Origin of the sequence: Micromonospora sp. 050-3, from assembly GCF_046549335.1 — a bacterium.
GTDB lineage: Bacteria > Actinomycetota > Actinomycetes > Mycobacteriales > Micromonosporaceae > Micromonospora > Micromonospora trifolii.
The window spans coordinates 2,503,168-2,528,032 of the sequence record NZ_JAJPVX010000001.1; the positions used below are offsets into that span (position 1 = coordinate 2,503,168).

Below are 24,865 nucleotides of genomic sequence, written 5' to 3' on the forward strand. Positions count from 1 at the left end.
CTCCCCGGCCCTCTCCCCCGGTGATCTTGCGGTTTCGGTCGTCGGTTTGGGTGATTGGTCGGATTCGTCGGGGCAGAAAGTGCACGATCGCGGGGAGTGGGGGGCGGTCATCCGACGCCGACCAGGAGAGCGGTGTTGGCGCCGCCGAAGGCGGCGTTGAGGGTCAGGGCGTGGGTGGCTTCCGTCTTGTGGGGACGGTTCGTCACCACGTTCAGGGGGCAGGAGTCGTCTCGGCCCAGCCAGCCGGCGTTGACCGGCAGTTCGCCGTGGCGCAGCGCGAGCGCGGTGACCACCAGCTCGAGCAACCCGGACGCCTCCAGCGCGTGCCCGTGCACCGACTTCGTGGAGCTGACCGGGACCCGGTTGGCATGCCCGCCGAGGGCCCGGCGCAGGGCGGCCGCCTCGGCGGTGTCGCTCTGCGCGGTACCGGTGGCGTTGGCGTTGACGTAGCCGACGGACTGCGGTGGCAGCCCGGCCCGGCGCAGCGCGCCGTCGACCGCGCGGGCCAGCCCGGTGCCGCCGGGCTCCGGCTGGCAGGGATGGAACGCGTCACCGCCCCGCCCCCAACCGGCCACGGTGGCCACCGGATCGACACCGCGTCGTCGGCCGGTGCTCGATTCCAGCACCACCGCGGCCACGCCGTCGCCCAGCAGCAACCCCCGGCGGCCAGCGCTGAATGGGCGGACCGCCCCGTCGACCGCGAGGGCGCGACCGGCGTCGAAGAGCGCGAACTGGTCCGGTTCCACCAGGTAGCCGGCCGCTACCACCACACGCTCGACGTCACCCCGGGTGATCCGGGCGGCGGCGTCGGCCACCGCCGTGCTCGCCGACACGCAGGCGCTGGTGTAGACCCGGGTGTGACCCGACAGTCCACATCGGGTGGCGAGCTGACCGGCGAGCACGGCCGGCGTCGGGCCCACGGCCGGGCCGCCGTGCACGGCGAGCAGCAGGGTGCAGCCGGCGCGCTGCGCGCGGTCCAGACCGGCCGCCCGACAGGCCGCGTCGATCGCGGCGGCCAGCTCGTCGGGAAGCGTACCGACCTCGGACAGGGTGGCTGCCACGGTGACCCGGCGGGCGGCGGTGTCGAATCGGCCCACCGGTCCGAACGCCGGCACCCCGGCCAGCACACCGGCAAGCTGCGCTTCGGCGCCCCGCCCCAGGGCGCTGACCGCGTGCACACCGGTGAGCTGGGCGACCCGCGCCTCAACCATCTGCGGAGGCGGTCAGCGACGCCCGGAACACCAGCAGGGCGTCGTCGACGGTGCGGATGCCGGCCAGCTCGTCGTCGGTGATGTCGAGCCGGCGTTCGTAGCGCTGCTCGACGAGGTGCACCAGCCAGGCAAGCTCCATCGAGCCGATCCGGTCGGACACGTCAGCAGCCGGTTTCGCGGTGAGTTCGGCGAGCATGGTCATCAGGTCAGCTCGCCCCAGATCGGGCTGACCGCTCATCAGGCTTTGTCGCTCGTCGCCTCGGTGACGCGATTGGCGACCATTGTGGTGAACTCGCCGACCGTCATGAGGGCAAGCTGCTCCGACTCGTCGTCGGCGAACGTCAGGCCGTACCGGTCCTCGACCCGGACGGACAGGTCGGCCAGGGCGAGAGACTCCAGGTCGACGCCGGAGGGGCCGAGCGTGGTGTCGTCGTCGAGTCCCTCGACGTCGTAGTTCATGTCGGCGAGCTGCTCGACGACGAAGGCGCGGACCTCGGCTCTCATGGATAACCTCTCTGTGTGGCTCAGCTGACGGCGTCCGGTCGGGACACCGCCTACGTGTGGGTCGGTCGGGACACCGGCGGTCAGCCGGATCCGGCCGCTGTGCTGTTGCGGCGGGCGGGTGCCCTGCTGCTCGGTCGCCCGGAGACCGAGCTGGTGCTGACGCACGACCGCGAAGGACGGCCGGTCGTGCGGGTCGACGAGGTGACCGGGTCGGTCGAGCTGGCGGTCAGCGTCAGCCGCACCGCCGGGCTGGTGGTGGTCGCCGCCCGTCGGGCCGGCGCGGTAGGGGTGGACGTGGAGCGGATCCGTCCGCTGCCGGCGCTCGCGCTGGCCCGCCGCTGGTTCCCGCCCGCCGAGCTGGCCTGGTTGGGCAATCGGCCCGAGGCCGGCCGGACGGTGGACTTCCTGCGGCTGTGGACCGCCAAGGAAGCTGTCGGTAAGGCGCTCGGGCGGGGGTTGCGCAACGGCGGGCTGCGCCGGTTGATGCCGGTGCCGGGGCTGCCGTTGCGACCGGTGCCCGGCGCCGAGCCCCTGTGGGTCGGTCACCCGCAGTTGGGCGGGGGCCTCGTCCTGGCGGTCGCCGCGCGGGCGAGCGCGCAGGTCGACGTCGAGGTGGTGCAGCGGCCCGGTCACGGGGTGACCGCCGAGCGCAGCGCGTCGGTCGAGCGGACCAGCTTGCCGGTGGTGGTACGGGGCAACTGATCGAGCAGGTGCAGCGCTCGGGGCCGTTTGTAGCCGGCCAACCGCTCGGCGAGGAGCTTGTCCAGCGTCTCCTCTGACAGCGGGCCGTCGGGTTGGACGTAGGCGGTGATGCCGTCGTCCCAGACCACCACCGCGGCGGCCACCCCGGTCAACTCGGCGACTGTGGCCTCCACCTCGGTCAGGTCGACCTTCATTCCGCCGACGGAGACCTGCGAGTCGAGTCGACCTCGCACCGTGACCAGGCCGGTGTCCTGATCGACGGTGCCGGCATCACGGGTGTGCAGCCAACCGTCGGACCAGCGGGTCGGGTCGCTCGGTCCGACGTACGGCGAGGCCGGGCAGGACACCCACAGCTCACCGCCGGACTCGCGGACGTCGATGCCGGGCGCCGGGGCGATCGACGGTCGGTGCGCGCCGTGCAGGTCGGTGCCGATCACCCCGACCTCGGTCATCCCGTACATGTTGCCCAGGGGCACCCCGTACCGGTCGGTGAACGCCCGGGCGACGGCGGCCGGCACCAGCTCGCCTCCGGTGGTCATCCGGCGCAGCTGCGGGAGCGGACCGGTCGGGCGGGTGGAGGCGAGCAGTCCGATGTGGAACGGCACTCCGAGCACGGTGGCCGGTGTGGTGCCGGCACTGATCGCGGCCAGCACGGCGTCGCCGCTGAGCCGCTCCGGCGGAACCAGCTCGACCCCGGCGTGCAGCCCGTAGAGCAGGCCGCCGACCAGGCCGAGCACGTGCACCATCGAGGGCAGCAGGATGATCCGCTCGCCGGGCAGCGCGACCCCGTCGATCCGGGTGTAGCGGTGCACCTCGGCGACCAGGTCGGCGGCGGTGCGGCCGATCACCTTGGACGGGCCGGTGGAGCCGGAGCTGAGCTGGATCACGGCGTGGCCGCTGACCGCCGGACGGTCGGCGTACCGGGTGACGCCCTCGGTGACGTCGACGAAGATCTTCAGCGCGCCGCCACCGGTCCGCAACGGGGCGACCACCACCTGCGGGGTCAGCCGGGCAAGCGCCCGGTCCACCTCGTGGTCGGTGAGCCGGTGGTCGAGCAGGATCGCCTGTCCCCCGGCGCGCCAGGTGGCCAGCAGGTTCACCACGTACGCCAGGGACGGCGGCAACCGCAGCGCCGCGGCGCCACCGGGGCGCAGTCCGGCGGCGGTGAGCCGGTCCTGCGCGGCGGTGACCAGCCGGTGCAGGGTGGCCCGGTCGACGGGCTCGGGCAGACGGAGACAAACGTCGGTCGGGTGGCCGGCAAACAGGACTTCGTCCACCCATCCCGGGTCGGTCGCCGTAGGATCTTCTGCCGTCATTGCCGTTCACCGCCCAGCATGAAAGAGGGCGAATCCGCCCATCACGTACGCTTGTTGGGGTGCTGCGGGGAACCATACGACGCCCACAGGGCCATTGCTAGATGCGAATGGATGGATCAAAAGAAGCGGCCAGCCGGATTGCCGACAGCCCGTTCGGCCGACAGGATCGGGCGGGAGATCTGGCAGAGCGTCACCGAGGCATGACGCCTCGTACAAGCGTCGCATGGCCCCAACCGGACGGCCGATGGCGTCGCGGTCGCCGGGTGAGCCCGACGATCCTCGGGCGCTAGCTCGGTTTGATGCTGGCGAGTTGGACGAGCAGCTGAACCAGCCGGTATGCCTCGGCGACGTCGGCGGCGTGGAAGGCGACCGTCCGGCCGCCGCCGACGCGGGTCACACCCGGCACCAGCGTGGCGAGGTCGACCATGTACGGGCCGTACAGGTCGACCTCGACGTCCAACGGCCCGGCCATCGCCTCCGGGGGGATCGAGGCGCGCCGGGCGATCGCGTCGGCGGCAGCGCGGCGCAGCCGATCCCGTGCCTCCTGCGGATGCAGCGCCACCGCGGCGGCCTGCCCCAGGGTCTGCTTGACGGCGACGGTGACTGCCGAGGGCACCAGCTCACTGAATTCGGCGCAGGCGGTGTCGTCTCCGCTGAGCAGGACGACGGGCGCGTCCAGGTGCCCCGCCATGGCGACGTTGAGGCCGATCTCGCCCAACGATCGGCCGGCCACCCGCACGTCGAGGACGGCGTCACTCATCGTGTGGGCCAGCACGGCTGGCCCGGCACCGGCTCGAGCGTGATAGCCGATGAGCAGAACGGCATCCGTGTGCTCGTCCAGCCCCGCGAGCATGCCCAGCGGGCGGGGTTTGCCTCGCACGAGGCGAGCACGCCGGTCGAGGTCCTCCGGCAGGATGTTCCGAAACGTCCCGTGCGCGTCGGCGACCCACACCACAGCGTCGGGCTCGGCATCGAGGACCCCGGCGATCACCGCGTTCGCCTCGGCCGTCATCAACGCCCGGCCGCGCTCGTAGTCGTACCGATCCGGATTCGTCTCGGTGGGGTGCACGATCCCCGAGATGCCTTCCAGGTCTACCGAGATCAGCACCTTCATGGCTCCAGGACCCTACGCGCTCCCGAGACAATGTCGACCCCCGCGCGGCGCAGCCCGTCCCACAGGGCCGATCTCGCAGTTTCGGTCGTCGTCGGGAAGGAAGCCGTCGATCATGGAGTTGTGGTGCCTGGATCGTCGCGGTAAGGGGCACTTGTCCCCCGCCACAACTCCATGATCGACGGCGGGGCGGGGCGGGGGCGGCGCGGTTCGTCAGGCTAGGGCCGGGGTTTGGGCGTGGATGTGGAAGCGCAGCGAGCGGGCGTCGGTGAAGCACTCCCGCATCGGGCGCACCAGGTCCCGGTGCTCCGGGCTGCGTTCCCACTCTTCGAAGTCGGCCAGGCTCGCCCACTCACTGGTGATCAACCACTGCTCCGGGTCGGTCGACGACCGGCACACCTGGTCGACCAGGTGCCCCGGCACACCGCCGGCGACCAGGTGCCGCACCTCCTCGTACGCGGCGAGGAACTGCTCGGTGCGCGGCACCGGCACCCGTACCAGAAAGACCACCCGGGCTCGTTTGTCGCTCATGACGCCTCTCCCCTCATCGGCGCGGCCCCGCGCAGGACCAGCGCGCTGTTGAACCCGTCGAAGCCCCGCGCGCAGATCAGGGCGAGTCGGCTGCGCGGTCGCCGGTGCTCCCGCAGGAAGTCCAGCTCGCACCCCTCGGCCACCTCGTCCGGACCCGCCGACGCTGGCAACGTGTCGTGGGCGAAGGCGAGCAGCGCGGTGGCCACGTCCAACGCCGAACCGCCCTGGTACGCCCGACCGGTCAGCGGTTTCTGCGTGGTCACCGGGGGCGGCCGGTCGGCGAACACGGCACGCAGCGCCTCGGCCTCGCTGCGGTCGTAGCGGGGCACACCCAGCGCGTCGGGCAGCACCACGTCGATTCCGGCCGCGGCGACGCCCGCCCGGTCCAGGGCCAGGCGCATCGCCCGCGCGTACTGAGCCGGGTCGCCGGTGCTCTCCGCCGTGGTGTGCGCGGCGTCGTGGGTGGAGCCCCAGCCGCTCACCTCGCCGTAGACCCGGGCGCCCCGGGCCAGGGCGTGCCCCAGCTCCTCCACCACGAACACCGCTCCACCCTCGGCCGGCAGGTAGCCGCTGGCAGTGGCGTCGAACGGCCGGTACGCCCGCTCCGGGTCGGCGACGTCACTGAGCAGCCCCGAGCGCAGTTGGCAGGCCAGCGCGTACGGGCTCAACGGGCACTCGGTGGCCCCGGCGATCACGACCGGGGTGCCCCGGCGCACCGCGCGGGCGGCGTGCGCCAGGCTGTCCAGCCCGCCGGCCGACTCCGCGACCAGCACTCCGCTCGGACCCTTGAACTGGTGGTGGATGGAGAGCTGCCCGACGCTGGCCGCGTAGAACCAGGCGATCGACTGGTACGCCCCGACCGTCCGGGACGTGCCACCCCACAGCCGTTGCAGCTCCCGCTGACCGAACAGGTTGCCCCCGGACGAGCTGGCCAGAGTCACCGCGTAGCCGTACGGGTCGGGGGCCCGCTCGGGCAGGCCGGCGTCGGCCAGCGCCAGCCGGGTGGCGGCGAAACCGAGGTGCGTCCACCTGTCGGTCTGCACCAGTTGTCGACTGTCGGCGTAGGAGTCGGCGGTGAAGCCGGGCACCTCCCCGCCGAAGCGGGTCGGATAGCCCGCCGGGTCGAACAACGTGATCGGGCCGGTCCGGCGGGTGCCGGCGAGGACCGTGCGCCAGTGCGCGTCCGCGCCGATGCCGCTCGGTGCGACCACCCCGATGCCGGTCACCACCGCCCGGGCCGTCGCGCCGCCACTGTGCGGAGCGGCGCTCACGCCAGCACTCCGCTTCGCTCCGCGCCGGCGCGAGACGCCACGCTGCTGTGCCTGATGGCTCGCTCGCTACGCTCACTCACGTCGCCACCGCGCCGAGCATCCGACGGAAGACCATCGCCGACTGGAAACCGCCGAACCCGCTGCCCACCGAGAGGGCCACGTCCACCGGCACCTCCCGCGCCTCGTTGGGTACGTAGTCCAGGTCGCACTCGGGGTCCCGGGTGCTCCAGTTCGCCGTCGGCGGCACCACACCGAACTCGATGGCGAGGGCGCACGCGGCCATCTCGATCGACCCGATCGCGCCGAGCGAGTGCCCGACCATCGACTTGATCGAGCTGATGGGTATCCGGTAGGCGGCCTGGCCCAGCGCCCGCTTGAACGCGGCCGTCTCGTGTCGGTCGTTCTGCCGGGTGCCCGAGCCGTGCGCGCTGATGTAGGAGACCTGCTCGGGCAGGATCCGGCCCTGCCGGAGCGCGTCGGTGACGGCGAGGCCCATTTCCAGCCCGTCCGGCCGTAGCCCGGTCATGTGGAAGCCGTTGCTGCGGCTGGCGTAGCCGGCCACCTCGCAGTAGATGTGCGCTCCCCGCCGCCGGGCGTGCCCGGCCTCCTCCAGCACCAGCACCGCCCCGCCCTCGGCCAGCACGAACCCGTGCCGGTCGGCGTCGAACGGGCGGGAGGCGTGTGCCGGGTCGTCGTTGTCCGGGCTGGTCGCCTTGATCGCGTCGAACGAGGCGACAGTGACCGGCGAGATCGGCGAGTCGGACGCGCCGGCCAGCATCACGTCCGCCTCACCGTCCACAATCATCTGGTGGGCGTACCCGATGGCGTCGATGCCGGAGGTGCAGCCGGTGGACACCACCTGCGCCGGGCCGTGCAACCCGTGCCGGCAGGCCACGTCCGCCGCGAGGCTGCTGGGCACCAGCGCCTGATAGAGGTACGGGCCACCGCGCGCCCCGTCCACCAGCCAACGCCGGCCGTGCTCGCTCACTGTGACGTACTCCTGCTCCAACGCCATCGTGCCGCCCACCGCCGTGCCCAACACCACCCCGGCCCGGTCCCGCTCCGCGTCGGTGAGCACCAACTGGGCGTCGGCCACCGCCTCGGCGGAGCAGGCCAGCGCGAACTGCACGTACCGGTCGGCCCGCCGCAGTTCGGCCTCGCTCAGCCCCGCCGCGACCGGGTCGAAGTCGCACTCCGCCGCGATCTGCGACCGGAACGCCGACGGGTCGAAGAAACTGATCCGACGGGTGGCGGTCCGCCCCTCGGTGATGGTCTTCCAGAAGCGGTCCCGGCTGGCGCCGCCCGGGGCGACCACCCCAATCCCGGTCACCACCGTGCGGCGCCCCGTCATGACCCGCCCCGCTGTTCGACAAGCTCGGTGTCGACGTGACCCAGTTCGGGCCGGGGGGCGAGCGGGCCCAGGTGGAAGACCACCTCGGCCGGTTCGACGCCGGTGTTGCGCAGGCGGTGCCGCACGTTCACCGGTACGAAAAGCCCTTCGCCGGCGGCCAGCAGCGTCGGCTGGTCGTCCAGGTCCACGGTGATCGCGCCCCGGACCAGGTACAGGAACTCCTCGCTGTACGGGTGGTAGTGCTCGGCGATCCGCTCCCCCGGCTCGAGCGTGGCCACCCCGAGGAAACCCGAGGTGCTGCCGACGGTGCGAGGGCCGAGCAGCACCCGCAGCTCACCGCCGCGCCGGCGGTCGGCGGGTACGTCCCGGGCGGCGATCGGGCGGGTGCTCAGGTCACTCATCGTCGGCCTCCGTCGGTGCGTCGCTGGCGGTCGGGCTGCCCTGGTCGGCGCGCTGCCAGGCGGTCCGCTCCACCCGGTCCTTGATCACCGCGAGTTGGATCACGCTGTTGGTGTTGATCCGCTCGGTCATCGCGGCGTTGTCGACCGGCGCTGTCGGCTTCATCGCGAAGTCCTGCGTCCAGGTCATCCGGGTGCCACCGGCCTCCTCGGTGTAGCGCCAGTGGATGCGCATGTACTCGAACGGTCCGGTCTCCACCCGGTGCGCCCGGACCTGCCTGCTCACCGGGTCGGCGGTGCGCTCGCTGACCCAGCTCCAGGACACCCCGTTCTCGTCGGGGTACATGGTGAGGCGGAACCGCACCGTGTGCCCTTCGCGGTGCAGGATCTCCACCACGGCGTACTCGGTGAACAGCTCGGTCCAGTTCGCCACGTCGTTGGTGACCTCCCAGACCAGCCCCAGCGGCGCGTCGATGACCACGCTGTTCTCGGTGTGCCCGGGCGGGTCGGCGCGGCGGGCGACCAGGTCGGCCACCGCCGGGATGCTCAACTGCCCGGCCTGCTCGGGGATGCTCACCTGCCAGCGGTCGGCGACGACCGCCGACAGTTCCAGCAGGGCGAGCGAGTCCATGCCCAGCTCCTCCAGCGACGCGGCGGGCGCCCGGGCCGCGGCGTCGGCGTCCAGCCCGCAGTGCGCCACCAGGATGTCGGTGATCTCGGCGGTCATCGGTCGACCATGGGTGACGGTCATCAGGTCCTCCTGTGGGTTGCGTCGGGATCTGCGGCGGGCGCGGTGCGCGGTGCGGGGGTGGCCGCCGGCCCCCGCACGGGGGCGGCGAGCAGACGGTCGACAAGGCCGGTGGTGTAACGGCCCTTGCGGAATGCGGCGTCGTCGAGCACCCGCCGGACGAACGGGATGGTGGTGTGCACGCCCGGACCGGCGATGTCGAACTCGTCCAGGGCACGTTCCAGCCGGTTGAGGGCCAACTCCCGGTCGGGCGCCCAGACGATCACCTTGGCCAGCAGTGAGTCGTACCAGGGGCCGACCACGTAACCGGCGCTGGCGTGGGTGTCCACCCGGGTGAACGGGCCGCCGGGTGGGGTGAACCGCTCCAACCGGCCGGGGGTGGGGGCGAAGCCGCGCGCGGGGTCCTCGGTGTTGACCCGACACTCCACCGCGACGCCGTGCAGGCGGATCTCCTCCTGCCGCCACCGCAGCGGCACCCCGGCGGCGATGTGCAACTGCTCGTGCACCAGGTCGATGCCGGTGACCATCTCGGTCACCGGATGCTCCACCTGGATCCGGCAGTTGATCTCCAGGAAGTGGAACTTCTCCTCGGCGTCGACCAGGAACTCCAACGTGCCGGCACCGACGAAACCGACCTGGAGCGCACCCCGCAGGGCGGTCTCGGCGATGGTGTCGAGAACGGCGGCGGGCAGCGCCGGAGCGGGCGCCTCCTCGAGGAGTTTCTGGTGCCGGCGCTGCACCGAGCAGTCCCGGGTGCCCAGGTGCACCCCGTTGCCGTGGGCGTCGCAGAGCACCTGCACCTCGACGTGCCGGGCCTCGGTGAGGTAGCGCTCGACGTATACCCGGTCGTCGCCGAAGGCGGCCTGCGCGGCGGCCCGGGTCCGGGTGTACGCCTGGCGCAGCTCCCCCGGGGTGTGCACCACTGTCATCCCCCGGCCCCCGCCCCCGGCGGCGGCCTTCACGATCACCGGGTAGCCGACGGCCTCGGCCACCTCTGCCGCCGCGGCGGCGGTCGGCACCGGCGCGACACTGCCCGGCGACAGCGGCAGGCCGGCGCGGCTCATCAGCGCCCGTGCCGAGGACTTGTCGGCCAGCGCGGCCATCACCGCCGGTGGCGGGCCGATGAACGTCAGCCCGTTGTCGGCGCAGATCTCGGCGAAGTCGGCGTCCTCGGAGAGGAAGCCGTAGCCGGGGTGCACGGCCTGCGCGCCCACCTGCCGGGCCGCCTCCACGATGGCGGCGGCATTGAGGTAGCTGCGTCGACTCGACGCCGGTCCGATCCGGACGGCCTGGTCGGCGAGGCGGACCACCGCAGAGTCGGCGTCGGCGGCGGAGTAGACCACCGCCGTTCGCACGCCGAGCTCCTTGCAGGCGCGCAGCACCCGCAGCGCGATCTCGCCCCGGTTGGCGATCAGCACGGTCTCGAACATGGTCAACCACTCCGCGCCGTCATGCCGGGTCCAGTTCGACGAGCGGCTGGTCGTACTCGACCGGCTGGCCGTCCTCGACGAGGATCGCGGCCACCCGGCCGGCCCGGTCGGCGGTCACCTCGTTCATCAGTTTCATCGCCTCGACGATGGCGACCGGCTGGCCCGGGCGGACCAGGTCGCCCACCGCGACGAACGGCCGCGCGCCGGGCTCCGGCGCACGGTAGAAGGTGCCGACGATCGGTGCCCGCACCGCGGCGCGCCCGGGCACCGGTGGCCGGAGCACCGCGGGTGCGGCGCCGGGCGCCGGCACGACCGCCGGTGCCGCCTCGACCCGGGGCAGGGGTACGTCCGGTCGGGTCGCGTCCTCGGGGTGCCACTCGACCTCCAGCACCGCCGGCCCGCTGCGCAGCCGGATCCGGCGCACCGGCCCGGCCAGCTCGGCAATCAGGTGTTGCGCCTGCCGGCGCAGCCCGGCCAGTGCCTCCTCGCCGTCCACCCCCAGGTCGTCGGACGCGTCGACTGTCGACAGCGCGCGATCGCCGGCGGTCATCGCAGGCCCGCCCGAGCGCCGACGCGGTTCGCGCCGAACCGTCGGAAACGTTGCCGGCGCAGGCGGACCAGCATGGCCGGCGGCACGTCCAGCAGCGGCAGGAGGTTGGCCAGCAGAGCGGCGCGCAACCGGTGGGCGGTCTCCGCCGGGTCGTCGTGCGCGGCACTCGACGGCTCCGAGACGACCTCGTCGACCACCCCGAGCCGGCGCAGGTCGGGCGCTGTCAGTCGCAACGCGCGGGCGGCCTGCGGCGCCGCGGAACGGTCCGGCCAGAGGATCGCCGCACACCCCTCGGGGCTGATCACCGAGTAGACGGCGTTCTCCAGCATCAGCACCCGGTCGGCCACCGCCAGCGCCAGCGCGCCGCCGCTGCCCCCCTCACCGGTGATCACCGCGAGCACGGGTGTGGGCAGCACGGTGAGGGTGAGGATGTTCTCGGCGATGGCAGCCGCCTGGCCCTGCTCCTCGGCGCTCACCCCGGGATCGGCGCCGGGGGTGTCCACCAGGGTGACCACGGGCAGGCCGAGCCGGGCCGCGAGGCGCATGAGCCGCAGCGCCTTGCGGTGCCCGGCCGGGCTGGCCATGCCGAAGTTGCGGGCGACCAGCTCGGCGGTGGTGTGCCCCTTCTGGTGACCGATGACCATCACGTGCCGGCCGGCCAACCGGGCCACCCCACCCACGATGGCCGGGCAGTCCGCGCCGAGCCGGTCGCCGTGCAGCTCCAGAAACCCGTCGAAGACCGAGTCCAGGTAGTCCAGAGTGGTGGGTCGCCCCGGGTGCCGCGCCATCCGGACGGTGTCCCACGCGTCGCGTACCGCCGGGGTGTCCCCCGCTCCCGGGGTGCCGGCGTCTCCCTCGGCCGCCGGGTCCGCCAGCGCCGCGCCGTCGTCGGCGAGGCGCTCGCGGCGCGACGCCGGCTCCTGCCGGGGTACGGGCGAATGCGCCGGACGGCCGGCGCGGGTCGCGGCGAGCAGCGCCATCAGCCGCCCGCGCAGCGACCGGCGCTGCACCACCATGTCGACCTGCCCGTGTCGGAGCAGGAAATCGGCGGTCTGGAAGCCCTCCGGCAGGGCCCGCCCGGTGATCTGACGGATCACCCGGGGGCCGGCGAAGCCCATCCGCGCGCCACTCTCGGCGAGCACCAGATCGGTGTTGGTGGCGAACGAGGCGGCCACCCCGCCGTAGGTCGGGTCGGTGAGGACGCTCACGGTGAGCAGCCCCGCCTCGCGTAGCGCGGCGATGGCCTGGCTGACGGTCGCCATCTGCATCAACGACAGCGCGCCCTCCTGCATCCGCGCCCCGCCGGAGGCGGTGATCAGGACGAGCGGGGTGCGGTCGTCCAGCGCCCGTTCGGCGGTCCGGGTGATCAGCTCACCCACCGCGCAGCCCAGGCTGCCGCCGAGGAAGCGGAAGTCCATCACCGCCAGTGCCACCGGGTGCCCGCCGATGGTGGCCGTGGCGCAGACGACCCCCTCGGCCAGACCCGTGCTGGCCCGCGCCCCGGTGAGCCGGCGCGGGTACGGCAGCACGTCGACGAAGTCGAGCGGGTCCGCCTCCGGCAGCAGGTCGGGCAGCAGGCGCTGCGAATCCGGGTCGACCAGTTGGCGCAGGCGTTCCGGCGCGCCGAGTCGGGCATGTTCGCCGCACTCCGGGCAGACGTCGAGGTTGCGGCGCAGCCGTTTGCGGTAGAGCAGGCTGGCGCAGCCCGCGCAGCGAGACCAGAGCTGCTCTTCGCGCGGCGCGGTGGCCGTCACGACCGCCGCCCGGCGTCCGGGGCGTCGAACCGGTAGAAACACCGCGCCATGGCGTCGCGCGGCGAGCGCCAGGTCGACAGGTACGGCGACACGTACGGGCGTAGACGGTCGCTGACCCGGATGAACTCGGGGTGGTCACGAGCGGCCTCCACCGCGCCCTCCGCCGGCTGCGCGGTCTCGAGCAGGTGGACGTAGAGATCGTGTAGTCGGTACAGCGAGCGGTGCCGGACACCGACCAGGCGCGGCAGCTCCGTAGCGTCCGACTCGGCGAAGATCTCGGCGACCCGCTCCTCGGCGGTCGGATCCACCTTCGCGACGATCAGCGATCGGTCCATACTGGGCCTCCCCCCACAGCGTCCGGCCGGCGACGGGTGGCCCCCGGACGCACTGGACGACTGCCGACACGATGCGCCGATCCTCGTCACGGCGGCGTCACCGCGCCGGGTCGGCCAGCGACGGATGGTGGTGACGCTGCGTTGACGCAACCTGTGTATCAGCTATGCGCCCGGTGTACGGCGAGCGCTAATGTTTATGCAGTTCAGAACCGATCTCGGGTTGACTGTCACTAACAGAAGGTCCACGCTGGCGTTGACGCAACGTGACCACTATTGATAATCTTCAGCGTGGTCAGCCCGGCGGCCTCGGCGGGCGGGTCCGCGCCCGGCCACGCCGCGATCGGCGGGGTCGACAGTGGCGTCGAGGGCAACCGATCCGGGACACAGCAGACAGTCGGGACGAGCGTTCCGCAGGGGGTGCCGCCGTGGCCGCTGATCCGTCCGTGCCGACCGCCGGAGACCCGCCCGAGGAGGGCGTCTCACTGCACCTGCTCGGCGGCTTCCGACTCCTTCGCGAGGCGGTGCCTGTCGTGGTGCCGCGCGGGCTGCAACGGGTGATCGCGCTGATCGGGCTCCGCCCCGGCGCCACCCGCAGCCAGCTCGCCGGGCTGCTCTGGCCCGACGTGTCGGAGGAACGGGCGCTGTCCTCCCTGCGTACCGCCCTGTGGCGGCTGCGACAGGACCCGTGCTGCCCGATGACAGTGGCCAGCGACACCGTACGCCTCGGCTCGGCGGTCCGGCTCGACGTGGACGACCTGGTCGGCACCGCGGCCCGGGTCCGGGACGGCGACGACCCGCGCACCGCGGCCGGGGCGCTCGCCGCCGGGCGGCACGACCTCCTGCCCGGCTGGTACGACGACTGGGTGCTGCTGGACCGGGAACGCCTGCGCCAACTCCGCCTGCACATGCTGGAACAGGTGGCCGGGCACCACCTGGCCGCGGGGCGGCACGGCGAGGCCCTCGAAGCCGCGTTGGAGGCGATGGCCGCCGAGCCGTTACGGGAGACACCACACCGACTGGTCGTCCGCATCCACCTGGCCGAGGGCAACGCCTTCGAAGCCGTGCACGCCTTCTACGTCTACCGGGACCTGCTGCGCCGGGAGCTGCGGCTGGAGCCGAGCCCCGCCATGTCCGCCCTGCTCGACGACACCCTCGCCCCGATCCGCCAGGCCAGCCGCGAGGCCATTACCGACCGCCCGTCACCGGCCGCTCGGCGTACGTGACGGTGATGTGACAGGTGCTGCGGCACGGTGGGCGCACAGTGCACGTGGCACCGATCCCCGAGGGTTCGGGCAGGCCACCGGCGGAAGGGGTCCCATGAGTCGTCTACTGATCGTCAGCCGGATCATCCCGGGAGCGGAGGGTCGCGTCGCGCAGATCTTCGCCGAGTCCGACGCCACCGAACTCCCCAGCCTGACCGGTGTCACGCACCGATCCCTGTACTGCCTGCACGACCTGTGCGTACACCTGCTGGAGACCTCCGACGACGTCGACCCGGACGCCCTCGCGGCGGCGCGCAACCACCCGCTCTTCCAGCAGGTCAACGAGCGGCTCTCCGCGCACACGTCGCCGTACCTGCCGACCTGGCGTTCCCCCCGGGACGCGATCGCCGGCTGCTTCTACCGCTGGGACGCAGCCGAGGTGCCGACGGCACGCCCGACCAGCACCGACGTGCCCACGACGCGCCCCACCAGCACCGAGGCGCCCGCTCCGCGCCCGGCCAGCACCGAGGCGCCCGCCGCGCACCCGGCCGGCTGACATGCTCGCCGCGCCGCCGCACGTCCTGATCATCGGCGCGGGCACGGGCGGGCTGTGCCTGGCGCACGGCCTGCGCCGCGCCGGGATCAGCGTCGCCGTCTACGAACGACACCGCGACCGCGCCGAAGGGCTGCTCGGCTACCGGGTCGGCATCGGCCCCACCGGTAGCCGGGCGCTGCGGGAGTGCCTGCCCCCGGAGCTGTTCGCCACCTTCCTGGCCACCTGCGCCCGGCCGCCGCACTACTTCAACGTCGTCACCCAGGGGCTGCGCCAGACCGCGTCGTTCGCGCTGCGGCCGAGCGCCGACCCGGTACGCACCGAACACTCCGTGGCCCGGATGGTGCTGCGCCAGGTGCTGCTGACCGGCCTGGAGGACGTGGTGCACTTCGACAAGACCTTCACAAGGTACGAGCAACGCGACGACGGCACTGTCACCGCGCACTTCGCCGACGGCACCAGCGCCACCGGCGACCTGCTGGTGGCGGCCGACGGCACCCATTCCGCCGTACGCCGCCAGTACCTGCCGCACGCCGTCACCCGCGACGCCGGGACGATCAACATCGCCACCCGGATCCCGCTGACCCCGCACACCAGCGGCCTCATTCCGGAGCGGGTCCAGCAGGGCATCTCGCTGATCTTCGGTGTCGGCGGGATGATGGGCGTGCTGCACGTCATGGAGTTCAAGTGGGACGCCCAACGCGCCATCAAGCCCGGCGTCAGCGAGCCAGACGCCGCCCTGCTCCGAGGCTGGCCCGGCCTGGCCCACGACACCACCACCGACAACATCAACCTGATCATCTGGAGTGCGGCCAACCGGTTCCCGGCCGACATCATGGAACGCCGCGGCGAGGACCTGGTGCAGGTCGCCCTCGACCTCACCTCGAACTGGCACCCGCACCTACGGGAACTGCTCGCCCACGCGGACCCGGCCAGCGCACTGCCGATCAAAGTGTCCACGTCCGAGCCGGTGCCGCCCTGGAAGAGCAGCACCGTCACCATGCTCGGCGACGCCATCCACACCATGACCCCGGGTCGGGGCGTTGGCGCGAACACCGCGCTGCGCGACGCCCGCCTGCTCTGCGCACAGCTCAGCCGCGCCACCGCCGGCGACAAGACGCTTCTCCAGGCGGTCGCCGACTACGAGGCCGTGATGGCGCCGTACGGCTTCGCCCGGGTCGCCGAATCGTTGAACCGCAGCGGCACCAGCGGTGATGACCGGATGTACCGACCGGTGGTGGGTCGGCTCGCGCTGCTCGGCGCGCGCGGCTACTTCGGAGTGACCAGCCGGGTACCACGGCTCCGTCGCCGGTTCGTTGACGACTTCCACACCTACGAGGGCGACCGGGACTGAACCCCGCATCGCCCGACCCGGGCTCGGCTTCCCACGCCGAACCCGGGTCTCATCGTGTCCGGAGCGTTCTGCCGACCGATCCATGCCCGGCCCGGTCTCATCGGGTCCGGTTTGGCGTGATCGGGCGACGCTGTGTCACCCGGCAGGCACCGGCTGAGGTGGCTGTCCCACCCGCACCGCCGACGGCCGATCCTGCCTGTCGTCGGCAATACGCGTGTGCGAAGCTGCGGCGAGTTTTTCTCGTGACTTTTCCAACGAGCTGAGAGGGAGGTTCGCCGTGGCGTGGTCTTTCGGACACTCGCTGATAGTGGTACTGGCACTGTTGCTGGGCCTGGCCGCCGGGTGGCTGTTGCGCGGCCGGCGGGGCGTACAGGGCAATTCGATTGTGGATGGTGACCCCGTCGCCGGCCTGGCCGTGATCAACACGCCCACGCCGGCTGCCACCACCGACGAGGCCCGGCCTGCGGCCGCCGTCGACCCGGCACCGACCGCGGTCGCCGACGAGCCGGTACCGGTCGACACGGTCAGCGCGCCCGGCGCGCTGACCGAACCGGACGGTCCCACCCCGGTGCCCGTGCCGGCCGACGCTCCGAGCACCGTCGACCCGGCGGACATGGCGCTGACCGAGGACCCGCCGCCGGTACCGGCCACCGAGCAGTCCGACGCCGCTGAGCTGCGGCAGGAGCCGGCAGTGGAATCGGCCCCCGAGCCGGTCACTGTCGACGAGCAGCCCGCCCCGGCGGCCGTGGTCGCTCCCCGCCAGCCCGCGGACGATCTCCCGTCCGCCGACACGGCACCGCTCGACACGACGCCGGTCGACGATGCGCCGGGAGCGGCCACCCCGGCCGACACCACGCCCGCCGACACGACGCCGGTCGACGATGCGCCGGTTTCCGTCGGCCCGGCCGACGACGTGGAGACCACGGCGACGGCGGCCGACGCCACGCCGGCAGAGGCGTTGACGACAGCAGGTACGTCCGATGCCGAGCCGGTGCACGCCGATTCCGTGAACGCCGAGCCTGCGGAGGCCGCCGCGGAGGCCGAGCGGTCGACGGTGGCCACGCCACCGGTCCGACCGGTCAGCACCGCTACCCCTCCGGTTCGTTCGGCCGCCGACACGGCGATCGGCAGCGTCGACGCCGACCCGACGGGCCCGGCCGACGACTTCCGCCGGATCCAGGGGGTCGGGCCGAAGATGGCGGCCGCGTTGCAGGACGCGGGCGTGCGCACGTACGGCCAGCTCGGCGAGTTGGATGAACCGGCACTGCGTGACCTGATCCGGGCCGCCGGCCTGCGCGCCGCACCGGGGCTGGCCAGCTGGCCGCAGCAGGCCCGCGTGCTCGCCGGCGCCGGCGACCAGATGGCCTCGGTGCTGCCGAACGGCAACCAGGCCTGACCGCCTACGGCCGAGCCCCCGGCAGCCGTTCATCGCGACGGCGCGCCGGGGGCTCGACCGTAGGTGCCGGGGATGCTCCGCCGCCCGGTGATCGACTCGGTATTCAGGAAACCGCGCGATCCACTCGACCGGGACACCCCGACCTCCCGAAACCCGAGTCGATCACGCCGGGGGCGCGGGGGGGGGCGGGTGACGTCCGACTCAGGCGCGCAGGTCGGCCGCGAGGTCGCCGATCGACGCCATCGCGTACCGCTGCATTCCTGGACCGAAGGTGATGCGGGTGGCGCCCTGCCGGCCCAGCTCAGCCACGGACTCCCGGTCCGGTCCGGCGGCCATGTTGATCGGCCCGGAGATGCCCTCCCGCAGCCTTGGGAGCACCTGCGACGGCGCCAGGATCGGGTAGACGCAGTCGGCGCCGGCCGCCACGTAGAGACGGGCGCGTTCCACAGCGTCGGCCGGGTCACCCGTTCCTACCAGGAAGGTGTCGACTCGGGCGTTGATGAAGAGGGCGTCGCCTGCCTCTGCGCGCACCTCGGCCAGCCAGTCGGCGTGCCGCCGGGGGTCCTTGAGGGTGGCGGACCCCTCCGAGTCTTCCAGGTTGCAGCCGACGGCGCCGGCCTCCAACAGCCGTCCGACCAGCTCGCGGGGCGCGAGGCCGTAACCGCCCTCGACGTCGGCGGAGACGGGGACGGACACGGCGCGGACGATGCGCGCGACCGCCGCGAACATCTCGTCCGGCGGGGTCGCCCCGTCCTCGTATCCGAGCGAGGCGGCGACACCCGCGCTCGGGGTCGCGAGCGCCGGGTAACCGGCGTCGGCCAGCACCCGGGCGCTGCCCGCGTCCCAGGGGCCCGGCAGGACGAGCGGGTCACCGGCGGCTCGGTCGTGGTGCAGGGCACGGAAGGTGGAGGCTGTCATCGTTGTGGTCTCCCGACGGGGCTGCGGAGGGGCGGGGCTCAGGCGGTGTATCCGCCGTTGGAGTCAAGCACGGCACCGGTGATGTACGAGGCCGCGGGGCTGGCCAGAAACGCGATGGCCGCGGCGGTCTCGGCGGGGTCGCTGACCCGTTGGATCGCGAGGCTGGACACCATGCCCTTGAGCATCTCCGGGGAGGGCGGCTCCATTCCGGTCGGCATCAGCCCGGCCTGCACCATGTTGACGGTGATGCCGCGCGGCGCCAGGTCGCGGGCGACGCCCCGGGTGTAGCCGACCAGCCCGGCCTTGGTCGCGGCGTAGTCGGCGAGACCGGGCACCCCGACGCGGGTGCCGATTCCCGAACCGATGTTGACGATCCGGCCGTTGTCGCGCAGCACCTTCGCCGCCGCGCGGATGATCGCAATGACGCCGGTGTAGTTGGTGGCGTGCATGCGGTCCAGGGTGGCCACGTCGACGTCCGGGTCGTCGACCGTCCTGCCCTGCTCCAGGGAGATCGCGGCGTTGTTGACCAGGATGTCCAGACCGCCGAGCTGGGTGACAACGTCGTTGATCAGCTGCGGTGCGCGGGAGCTGTCCGCCTGGTCGTTCTGCAGGGCGAGGGCGCGCACCCCCCTCCTCACCAGCTCCTCGACCACGGCGGCGGCCTTGTCGGCGGAGCCGACGTAGGTGATGGCGACGTCCGCACCGGCGTCGGCCAGAGCGCGGGCCGTGGCCGCGCCGAGACCGCGGGAACCGCCGGTGACGAGGGCGACCTTGCCGACAAGAGGCTGCGTCATGGGTGGTCCTCCAGGTTGCCTGGTTATTGACTGATCGGTCCACCATACGTTTGGTGGACCGTGCGGTCAACAATTGCTACGCTGGTCACATGGCCAGGCCACGGCAGTTCGACGAGGAGCAGGTGATCCGCGCCGTCCGGGACCAGTTCTGGGATGCCGGCTACGCGGCGACCTCGCTGGAGGACCTGGTGCGCGTCAGCGGGCTGGGCAAGGGCAGCCTCTACGGCGCCTTCGGCGACAAACACCGACTGTTCCTGCGGGCGTTGCGGGAATACACCGACACCAGCGGCGGCTACCTGCGCGAGATGCTCACGTCCGCTCCCCGTGCCCTGGACGCGCTGCGCGCGTTCGTCATGGCGCCGGTGAACGATCCGGGCGGAGCTACCGCCCGGCGCGGCTGCCTCATGGCCAACAGCACGTACGAACTCGCCACCAGCGACCCCGACGTTCTCGCCGAGGCGCGACGCACCTACGAGGCGACGACCGCCCTGGTCGCCGAGAGCGTGGGGCGGGCCCAGGACGAGGGCGACCTGCCGCGCGACGTCGACCCGGTCGAGACGGCGCGGGCGCTGCTCGCGGCACAGCAGGGCCTGGTGTTCATGGGGCGGACGGGGCTGGACATCGACACCCTGACCGCGACGGCCCGCACCCTCGCCGCCAAGCTCCTACCGGATGCCTGACACCCCGCGACCAGGGGCAGCGATTATTTGATCTTGCGGGTGGACCGGACCACGATGCTCTCGTACTCCGGGTGCTTGATCACCCAGTCGGAGAGGAACGGGCAGATCGGCACGACGGTCCGGCCCTTGCTCCGCGCGTCGTCCAGCACGGCCCGCGCCAGCGTCGACCCGAGGCCCTTGCCCTCGTACGCCGGGTCGACCTCGGTGTGGGTGTAGGCGATGATCGAGCCGGTCAGCTGGTAGGTGACGGACCCGACGACAGCGCCCGCCTCGTCGCGCGCCTCGAAACGCTCCCGCGCCGGCGCGTCTGTCACTGTGAACTGCACCCGACCATCCAACCACCCGGCCCGGCGGCGCCACCCGCGAGGCCGGCAGGGGACGCGACCCCCACGCGCATTGTCTCGGCCGAAACGGGAAACGCAACGCCGCCGGGCACCGGGAAACGCACCATCGCCGGGCACCACCGCGGGAGGAGACACGCCACCATGACGAACCCATCGACGGACGGCGGCTTCGCCGTCGTCGAGATGTTCACGTCCCAGGGCTGCAACAGTTGCCCTCCCGCGGAGGAGTTGCTGAGCGAGATCGAGCGCGACGCACGGGAACGGGGCCAGAACGTCTTCGCCCTCGGGTTCCACGTCGACTACTGGGACGACCTGGGCTGGCCCGACCAGTTCGCGGACGCGTCGTACACCGCGCGGCAGGAGGCGTACGCCCGCGCGCTCGGTACCCGAGGTCTCTACACCCCGCAGATGGTCGTCAACGGCACCGTCGAGTTCGTCGGTTCCGATCGCCGACGGGCGGCCGCCGCGATCATGTCCGCCATGGCCTCGACGGCCACCACACCACTGGCGCTCTCCATCGCCAACCTCGACAACGACCGGGTGATGGTGGACTACCGGGCCGACCAGCCGCCGGGGCGCGCGGTGCTGCACGTGGCAGTCGTGGAGCGGGACCTGACCAGCGAGATCGCCCGGGGGGAGAACGCCGGGCGGACGCTGCGGCAGGACAATGTCGTGCGCGCCTTCCGGTCGGTGGGCCTGGACGCCGAGCGGGGGCAGGTGGAACTGGCAACACCGCCTGGCCTCGACCCAGGGAGCGCCAGCGTGGTCGGCTACGTCCAGGAGGGCGGCGAACGGGCGATCGTCGGCGCCACGGCCATCGAGCTGTCCACCGCGTAATCTCGGCGCATGCGGATGGTGCGCGGTGCGAGGAGGTTCGGTGGCTGACGCGGACGACGTACGCCGGGTGGCGCTGGCCCTGCCGCACACGGCGGAGATCGCCAGTGACGGCTTCGACTTCCGGGTGGCCGACAAGGGCTTCGTCTGGTCCTATCCGGAGCGGATACCGGGCAAGCCGCGGGTGATCCGGCTCGACGTCGCGGTGCTGTTCGTCGGCGACGAGGCCGAGAAACAGGCTCTCCTGCTCGGGGAGCCCGAGGTCTTCTTCACAGCGCCCGGTTACGACGGCCTGCCCCTGGTGCTGCTGCGCCTGGCGGCGGTCGACCTGGACCGGCTGACCGAGCTGGTGACCGACGCGTGGCGGATGCGCGTGCCGGACTCGCTGGTGAGCGACCGTGCGGGCGAGCCGCTGGGCAGCCGTGCGGGTGAACCGCTGGGCGACCGTGCGAGCGCCGGCAAATAGCGACATCAGCACGCAACGGGTTGGACACATTGACGGGGATCTCGGTGCTCGTTTACCGTTGCCGAGAGAGCGCTCTCTCACCTGACCTTCCCCCCAATTCAGACGCATAGCGCTGGACCCGGCAAGGGCCGCACCCGGCGCGCGCGATGGAGGCACGATGAAACCTCCCGTCCCCCACCGCCGATGGGCCCTGGCCGCCGCCACCGCGCTGGCCCTGGTCGTCGGCGGCCTCGCCATCCCCGTCACCCGCGCGGCCGAAGCCGCACCCGTCGGCGCCGGCAGCTACACCACCACCCCGGTCGGCCCGCTCCCCAGTGGCTGCGGCGCGATGTCCAGCAACCCCCGGCAGTTCGCCACCGCCAACGCGCCCGCCGGGCCGATCCCCACCAACGACTGGTGGTCCTCACTGCTGTGGAAGCGCACCGACTGCTCCTTCAGTGAGCCGCTGCACGCCCACCCGATCTCGTACGACACCTTCGGCGACGGGCTCGGCTTCTCCGCCAACTCCACGCCCGCCATCAGCGGCACCGCCACCGGTGTCGGTGAGTTCCACTACCCGTACGTGCAGGACATCCGAGTCGGTGTGGCCGGGCTCAGCGCACCCCTGGTGAAGGTCGACGGCTGGACGGACTGGACGGTCAGCCCGCACTGGAGCGACGGCACGCGCACCATGCGCGCGACCATCGGCCACGGTCTGCCCTTCGCGTACTTCCAGACCACCGGCGGGAACGCGCAGATCAGCACCGCCGGCACCCCCGACGTCTGGTCCAACAGTGGCGCCACCATCGGTTTCCGGGTCAACGGCCACGACTACGTCGGGTTCGCGCCCAGCGGCGCCAGCTGGACCGTGGCGTCCGGCCGGATCTCGTCCACCCTGGCCGGTCGCGGCTACTTCTCCGTCGCCCTGCTGCCGCCGACGTCCAGCGCGGCCGAGCGCGCCGCGCTGGCCGCGACCTACGGTCAGTACGCGCACGCCCACGTGACCGGCACCCAGGTGTCGTACGCCTACAACCCCGCGACCAGCGGCCTGACCACCACGTATGCGTTCACCACGACCGCCCGGGAGGGCACCGCCACGCAGACAGTGGTCAGCCTCTACCCACACCAGTGGAAGTCGCTGAGCGGTTCCACAGCTATCACGCCGACCTACCCGTCGGCGCGCGGCCGAATGAAGGTGCTCACCGGCGTCAACCAGTTCCGCACCGCCATGAAGTTCCAGGGCATCCTGCCGGAACTGCCGGCCGTCGGCGACGGCAGCGGTGGTGACCTGTCGACGCTCACCGGGCACCTGACCGCCACCCGCGCCAACCCGATGGACCAACGCGGCAACGACACGTACTGGACCGGCAAGGGGCTCGGCCGGGCCGCGCGGATCGCCGAAATCGCCGACCAGGTCAACGACACCACGACGCGCGACAGCGCGCTGAACGCGATCCGTAGCACGCTCACCGACTGGTTCACCGCGTCCAGCGGCAAGACCAGCCGGGTCTTCTACTACGACAACAACTGGGGCACCCTGATCGGCTACCCGGCGTCGTACGGGTCCGACCAGGAGCTCAACGACCACCACTTCCACTACGGCTACTACATCGCGGCCGCCGCGACCCTGGCGAAGTTCGACCCGACCTGGGCGGCCACCAGCCGCTACGGCGGGATGGTCGACCTGCTGATCCGGGACGCCAACAACTACCGCCGCGGCGACACCCAGTTCCCGTACCTGCGGGACTTCGACATCTACGCCGGGCACGACTGGGCGTCCGGGCACGGCTCGTTCGGCTCCGGCAACAACCAGGAGTCCTCGTCGGAGGGGATGAACTTCGCGAGCGCCCTGATCCAGTGGGGGCAGACGACGGGTAATACCGCCATCCGTGACGCGGGCGTCTTCCTCTACACCACGCAGGCCGCGGCGATCCAGGAGTACTGGTTCGACGTCAGTGACCAGAACTTCCCCGCCGCCTTCGGGCACTCGACGGTCGGCATGGTCTGGGGTGACGGCGGCGCATACGCCACCTGGTTCAGCGGTGAGCCGGAGATGATCCAGGGCATCAACCTGCTCCCGGTCACCGGCGGGCACCTCTACCTGGGCAACAACCCGGCGTACGTGCGGACCAACTACGCCGAACTCGTCCGCAACAACGGCGGACAACCGACGGTGTGGCAGGACATCCTCTGGCAGTTCCAGGCCCTCGGCGATCCCGACGCGGCGCTGGCGAACCTCCGCGCGAACCCGGGCTACACCCCGGAGGAGGGCGAGAGTCGGGCACACACGTTCCACTGGATCCGTAACCTCGCCGCCCTCGGCAATGTCGACACGACGGTGACCGGAAACCATCCGCTGTCCGCGGTCTTCTCCCGCAACGGGGCCCGCACCTACGTGGCGTCGAACCCGACGGCGACGCCGATCACTGTGACGTTCTCCAACGGCACCACGCTCAGCGTGGGAGCCGGAAAGACGGCCACCACCGGGGCGTACACCTGGAGTGGCGGCAACGCGGCTGGCGGTGTCCCTCCGACGACGCCGACGGATCCCCCGCCGACGACCGACCCGCCGACCACCCCGGGCAACCCGACGCGGTACCTGCTGCCCGGGGGCGGGTTGGGCGCCGCCGGTAGCGCGGCCACGACGACGGTCGCGGCGGCAAACGGAAACCACGACGGTACGCCCACCAACGCCCAGGTTTTCACGGCGACCGGCCTCAACCTCGCCTACGCCGGCGGCCAGACGGCGTTCGACCTGTTCGTGGACGCCGGGACGGCGGTCGGCAACGGCGTGCAGGTGCGGATCTCCTACGACCTCACCGGCAACGGCAGTTGGGAGCGGGTGGAGACGCTGCGCTACTTCGCCACCGACCCGGTCACCGGCTACGAGCACTACACCCAGAACGCCGGCCTGTCCTCGGCCACCGGCACCCTGGGCGCGCTGAGCAACGGCACGGTCCGGGTGGAGGTCTGGTCGGCGATCGGCAACAACCCGACCACCGTGGGCATCGGCAACCAGTCGGTGCTGCGGCTTCCGTACTCCTGATCGACAGGTTCGAGCACGACACGACGCCGGCCGGTGTGGAGGAGCAGGATCGCTCCTCCACACCGGCCGGACTGTGCGGTCGGTCAG

Annotated in this window: 25 protein-coding genes and 1 pseudogene; 9 read left to right on the forward strand and 17 right to left on the reverse strand. The window is 72.3% G+C overall.

Annotated features, from left to right (window positions below; translation table 11 throughout):
* Positions 1 to 107: 107 nt before the first annotated feature.
* From ACLJOK_RS11345 to ACLJOK_RS11355, 3 genes are read right to left on the reverse strand one after another with little or no spacing between them, the layout of a single operon-like run.
* Positions 108 to 1,211 (reverse strand): beta-ketoacyl synthase N-terminal-like domain-containing protein, encoded by a 1,104-nt coding sequence (locus ACLJOK_RS11345; RefSeq protein WP_410818166.1) that lies wholly within the window; start codon positions 1,209 to 1,211, stop codon positions 108 to 110.
* Positions 1,204 to 1,449 carry an acyl carrier protein gene (locus tag ACLJOK_RS11350; protein WP_410818168.1) on the reverse strand — a complete coding sequence of 82 codons (246 nt, stop codon included), beginning with the start codon at positions 1,447 to 1,449 and terminating at the stop codon, positions 1,204 to 1,206. The genes ACLJOK_RS11345 and ACLJOK_RS11350 overlap by 8 nt, the downstream gene beginning before the upstream one ends.
* Positions 1,449 to 1,715, reverse strand: coding sequence for an acyl carrier protein (locus tag ACLJOK_RS11355; protein WP_196922961.1), 267 nt, complete (start codon positions 1,713 to 1,715; stop codon positions 1,449 to 1,451). Before ACLJOK_RS11355 ends, ACLJOK_RS11350 begins: the two co-directional genes overlap by 1 nt.
* 15 nt (positions 1,716 to 1,730) lie before the next feature.
* Here ACLJOK_RS11355 and ACLJOK_RS11360 point away from each other — a divergent pair, with 15 nt between their 5' ends.
* Positions 1,731 to 2,417, forward strand: coding sequence for a 4'-phosphopantetheinyl transferase family protein (locus ACLJOK_RS11360; protein ID WP_410818170.1), 687 nt, complete (start codon positions 1,731 to 1,733; stop codon positions 2,415 to 2,417).
* On the opposite strand, the gene ACLJOK_RS11365 is transcribed toward ACLJOK_RS11360, so the two are convergent.
* The 11 genes from ACLJOK_RS11365 to ACLJOK_RS11415 all read right to left on the reverse strand — a co-directional run bounded on the left by ACLJOK_RS11365 (position 2,345) and on the right by ACLJOK_RS11415 (position 13,212).
* Positions 2,345 to 3,733, reverse strand: a complete 1,389-nt coding sequence (locus ACLJOK_RS11365; RefSeq protein ID WP_410818172.1) for a class I adenylate-forming enzyme family protein — start codon at positions 3,731 to 3,733, stop codon at positions 2,345 to 2,347. The genes ACLJOK_RS11360 and ACLJOK_RS11365 overlap by 73 nt on opposite strands.
* 286 nt (positions 3,734 to 4,019) lie before the next feature.
* Entirely contained in the window at positions 4,020 to 4,847 is an 828-nt protein-coding gene (locus tag ACLJOK_RS11370) for a M55 family metallopeptidase (RefSeq protein ID WP_410818173.1), read from the reverse strand.
* Positions 4,848 to 5,057: 210 nt separating this feature from the next.
* Positions 5,058 to 5,375 carry an antibiotic biosynthesis monooxygenase family protein gene (locus ACLJOK_RS11375; RefSeq protein WP_091408806.1) on the reverse strand — a complete coding sequence of 106 codons (318 nt, stop codon included), beginning with the start codon at positions 5,373 to 5,375 and terminating at the stop codon, positions 5,058 to 5,060.
* Positions 5,372 to 6,646 carry a beta-ketoacyl synthase N-terminal-like domain-containing protein gene (locus ACLJOK_RS11380; RefSeq protein WP_410818174.1) on the reverse strand — a complete coding sequence of 425 codons (1,275 nt, stop codon included), beginning with the start codon at positions 6,644 to 6,646 and terminating at the stop codon, positions 5,372 to 5,374. Before ACLJOK_RS11380 ends, ACLJOK_RS11375 begins: the two co-directional genes overlap by 4 nt.
* A gap of 76 nt (positions 6,647 to 6,722) precedes the next feature.
* Positions 6,723 to 7,997, reverse strand: a complete 1,275-nt coding sequence (locus ACLJOK_RS11385; protein WP_410818175.1) for a beta-ketoacyl-[acyl-carrier-protein] synthase family protein — start codon at positions 7,995 to 7,997, stop codon at positions 6,723 to 6,725.
* Positions 7,994 to 8,398, reverse strand: coding sequence for a cupin domain-containing protein (locus ACLJOK_RS11390; protein ID WP_112587250.1), 405 nt, complete (start codon positions 8,396 to 8,398; stop codon positions 7,994 to 7,996). The genes ACLJOK_RS11385 and ACLJOK_RS11390 overlap by 4 nt, the downstream gene beginning before the upstream one ends.
* The gene (locus ACLJOK_RS11395) at positions 8,391 to 9,146 is read right to left on the reverse strand and encodes an SRPBCC family protein (RefSeq protein ID WP_410818177.1); all 756 of its coding nucleotides are present in this window, start codon (positions 9,144 to 9,146) and stop codon (positions 8,391 to 8,393) included. The genes ACLJOK_RS11390 and ACLJOK_RS11395 overlap by 8 nt, the downstream gene beginning before the upstream one ends.
* The gene (locus tag ACLJOK_RS11400) at positions 9,146 to 10,573 is read right to left on the reverse strand and encodes an acetyl/propionyl/methylcrotonyl-CoA carboxylase subunit alpha (protein WP_410818178.1); all 1,428 of its coding nucleotides are present in this window, start codon (positions 10,571 to 10,573) and stop codon (positions 9,146 to 9,148) included. Before ACLJOK_RS11400 ends, ACLJOK_RS11395 begins: the two co-directional genes overlap by 1 nt.
* A gap of 19 nt (positions 10,574 to 10,592) precedes the next feature.
* Positions 10,593 to 11,123, reverse strand: a complete 531-nt coding sequence (gene accB / locus ACLJOK_RS11405; protein ID WP_410818179.1) for an acetyl-CoA carboxylase biotin carboxyl carrier protein — start codon at positions 11,121 to 11,123, stop codon at positions 10,593 to 10,595.
* Positions 11,120 to 12,877, reverse strand: coding sequence for an acetyl-CoA carboxylase carboxyltransferase subunit alpha (locus ACLJOK_RS11410; protein WP_410818181.1), 1,758 nt, complete (start codon positions 12,875 to 12,877; stop codon positions 11,120 to 11,122). Before ACLJOK_RS11410 ends, accB begins: the two co-directional genes overlap by 4 nt.
* On the reverse strand, positions 12,874 to 13,212 hold the full coding sequence (locus tag ACLJOK_RS11415; protein ID WP_238685782.1) for a TcmI family type II polyketide cyclase: 339 nt from the start codon (positions 13,210 to 13,212) through the stop codon (positions 12,874 to 12,876). Before ACLJOK_RS11415 ends, ACLJOK_RS11410 begins: the two co-directional genes overlap by 4 nt.
* A 425-nt stretch (positions 13,213 to 13,637) precedes the next feature.
* Between ACLJOK_RS11415 and ACLJOK_RS11420 the strand changes: the two genes are divergently transcribed.
* From ACLJOK_RS11420 to ACLJOK_RS11435, 4 genes and pseudogenes are all read left to right on the forward strand, one after another.
* Positions 13,638 to 14,435 carry an AfsR/SARP family transcriptional regulator gene (locus tag ACLJOK_RS11420; protein WP_410818183.1) on the forward strand — a complete coding sequence of 266 codons (798 nt, stop codon included), beginning with the start codon at positions 13,638 to 13,640 and terminating at the stop codon, positions 14,433 to 14,435.
* Between the two features lie 94 nt (positions 14,436 to 14,529).
* Positions 14,530 to 14,850 (forward strand): annotated as a pseudogene (locus ACLJOK_RS11425) (TcmI family type II polyketide cyclase); the annotation flags it as partial.
* Positions 14,851 to 14,971: 121 nt separating this feature from the next.
* Positions 14,972 to 16,321: an FAD-dependent oxidoreductase gene (locus ACLJOK_RS11430; RefSeq protein ID WP_410818185.1), complete on the forward strand. Its 1,350-nt coding sequence runs from the start codon at positions 14,972 to 14,974 to the stop codon at positions 16,319 to 16,321.
* Between the two features lie 277 nt (positions 16,322 to 16,598).
* Complete coding sequence (locus tag ACLJOK_RS11435) at positions 16,599 to 17,717, forward strand: hypothetical protein (protein ID WP_410818186.1); 1,119 nt, start codon at positions 16,599 to 16,601, stop codon at positions 17,715 to 17,717.
* 201 nt (positions 17,718 to 17,918) lie between these two features.
* Here the strand turns inward: ACLJOK_RS11435 and ACLJOK_RS11440 are convergent, their stop codons facing one another.
* Together ACLJOK_RS11440 and ACLJOK_RS11445 are read right to left on the reverse strand one after the other, a co-directional pair.
* On the reverse strand, positions 17,919 to 18,635 hold the full coding sequence (locus tag ACLJOK_RS11440; RefSeq protein ID WP_410818188.1) for an isocitrate lyase/phosphoenolpyruvate mutase family protein: 717 nt from the start codon (positions 18,633 to 18,635) through the stop codon (positions 17,919 to 17,921).
* 38 nt (positions 18,636 to 18,673) lie between these two features.
* A complete protein-coding gene (locus tag ACLJOK_RS11445; RefSeq protein ID WP_410818189.1) occupies positions 18,674 to 19,429 on the reverse strand; it encodes an SDR family oxidoreductase in 756 nt (251 codons plus the stop codon).
* Positions 19,430 to 19,518: 89 nt separating this feature from the next.
* Between ACLJOK_RS11445 and ACLJOK_RS11450 the strand changes: the two genes are divergently transcribed.
* Positions 19,519 to 20,109: a TetR/AcrR family transcriptional regulator gene (locus ACLJOK_RS11450; protein WP_410818191.1), complete on the forward strand. Its 591-nt coding sequence runs from the start codon at positions 19,519 to 19,521 to the stop codon at positions 20,107 to 20,109.
* Positions 20,110 to 20,132: 23 nt separating this feature from the next.
* Here the strand turns inward: ACLJOK_RS11450 and ACLJOK_RS11455 are convergent, their stop codons facing one another.
* A complete protein-coding gene (locus ACLJOK_RS11455; protein ID WP_410818193.1) occupies positions 20,133 to 20,435 on the reverse strand; it encodes a GNAT family N-acetyltransferase in 303 nt (100 codons plus the stop codon).
* Positions 20,436 to 20,594: 159 nt separating this feature from the next.
* On the opposite strand from ACLJOK_RS11455, the gene ACLJOK_RS11460 reads away from it, so the two are divergent.
* The 3 genes from ACLJOK_RS11460 (at position 20,595) to ACLJOK_RS11470 (ending at position 24,778) form a co-directional block, all read left to right on the forward strand.
* Positions 20,595 to 21,290: a DUF1223 domain-containing protein gene (locus tag ACLJOK_RS11460; RefSeq protein ID WP_410818194.1), complete on the forward strand. Its 696-nt coding sequence runs from the start codon at positions 20,595 to 20,597 to the stop codon at positions 21,288 to 21,290.
* A gap of 40 nt (positions 21,291 to 21,330) precedes the next feature.
* Positions 21,331 to 21,753 carry an MmcQ/YjbR family DNA-binding protein gene (locus ACLJOK_RS11465; RefSeq protein WP_410818196.1) on the forward strand — a complete coding sequence of 141 codons (423 nt, stop codon included), beginning with the start codon at positions 21,331 to 21,333 and terminating at the stop codon, positions 21,751 to 21,753.
* Positions 21,754 to 21,910: 157 nt separating this feature from the next.
* Positions 21,911 to 24,778, forward strand: coding sequence for a glycosyl hydrolase (locus tag ACLJOK_RS11470; protein WP_410818198.1), 2,868 nt, complete (start codon positions 21,911 to 21,913; stop codon positions 24,776 to 24,778).
* Positions 24,779 to 24,865 lie beyond the last annotated feature (87 nt).

Coding starts and splice junctions, on each gene's coding strand:
- ACLJOK_RS11400 (WP_410818178.1), bottom strand. CDS start 10,573: ATGTTCGAGACCGTGCTGATCGCCAACCGGGGCGAGATCGCGCTGCGG.
- ACLJOK_RS11375 (WP_091408806.1), bottom strand. CDS start 5,375: ATGAGCGACAAACGAGCCCGGGTGGTCTTTCTGGTACGGGTGCCGGTG.
- ACLJOK_RS11355 (WP_196922961.1), bottom strand. CDS start 1,715: ATGAGAGCCGAGGTCCGCGCCTTCGTCGTCGAGCAGCTCGCCGACATG.
- ACLJOK_RS11415 (WP_238685782.1), bottom strand. CDS start 13,212: ATGGACCGATCGCTGATCGTCGCGAAGGTGGATCCGACCGCCGAGGAG.
- ACLJOK_RS11445 (WP_410818189.1), bottom strand. CDS start 19,429: ATGACGCAGCCTCTTGTCGGCAAGGTCGCCCTCGTCACCGGCGGTTCC.
- ACLJOK_RS11385 (WP_410818175.1), bottom strand. CDS start 7,997: ATGACGGGGCGCCGCACGGTGGTGACCGGGATTGGGGTGGTCGCCCCG.
- ACLJOK_RS11370 (WP_410818173.1), bottom strand. CDS start 4,847: ATGAAGGTGCTGATCTCGGTAGACCTGGAAGGCATCTCGGGGATCGTG.
- ACLJOK_RS11350 (WP_410818168.1), bottom strand. CDS start 1,449: ATGAGCGGTCAGCCCGATCTGGGGCGAGCTGACCTGATGACCATGCTC.
- accB (WP_410818179.1), bottom strand. CDS start 11,123: ATGACCGCCGGCGATCGCGCGCTGTCGACAGTCGACGCGTCCGACGAC.
- ACLJOK_RS11390 (WP_112587250.1), bottom strand. CDS start 8,398: ATGAGTGACCTGAGCACCCGCCCGATCGCCGCCCGGGACGTACCCGCC.
- ACLJOK_RS11365 (WP_410818172.1), bottom strand. CDS start 3,733: ATGACGGCAGAAGATCCTACGGCGACCGACCCGGGATGGGTGGACGAA.
- ACLJOK_RS11450 (WP_410818191.1), top strand. CDS start 19,519: ATGGCCAGGCCACGGCAGTTCGACGAGGAGCAGGTGATCCGCGCCGTC.
- ACLJOK_RS11430 (WP_410818185.1), top strand. CDS start 14,972: ATGCTCGCCGCGCCGCCGCACGTCCTGATCATCGGCGCGGGCACGGGC.
- ACLJOK_RS11345 (WP_410818166.1), bottom strand. CDS start 1,211: ATGGTTGAGGCGCGGGTCGCCCAGCTCACCGGTGTGCACGCGGTCAGC.
- ACLJOK_RS11470 (WP_410818198.1), top strand. CDS start 21,911: ATGAAACCTCCCGTCCCCCACCGCCGATGGGCCCTGGCCGCCGCCACC.
- ACLJOK_RS11460 (WP_410818194.1), top strand. CDS start 20,595: ATGACGAACCCATCGACGGACGGCGGCTTCGCCGTCGTCGAGATGTTC.
- ACLJOK_RS11440 (WP_410818188.1), bottom strand. CDS start 18,635: ATGACAGCCTCCACCTTCCGTGCCCTGCACCACGACCGAGCCGCCGGT.
- ACLJOK_RS11395 (WP_410818177.1), bottom strand. CDS start 9,146: ATGACCGTCACCCATGGTCGACCGATGACCGCCGAGATCACCGACATC.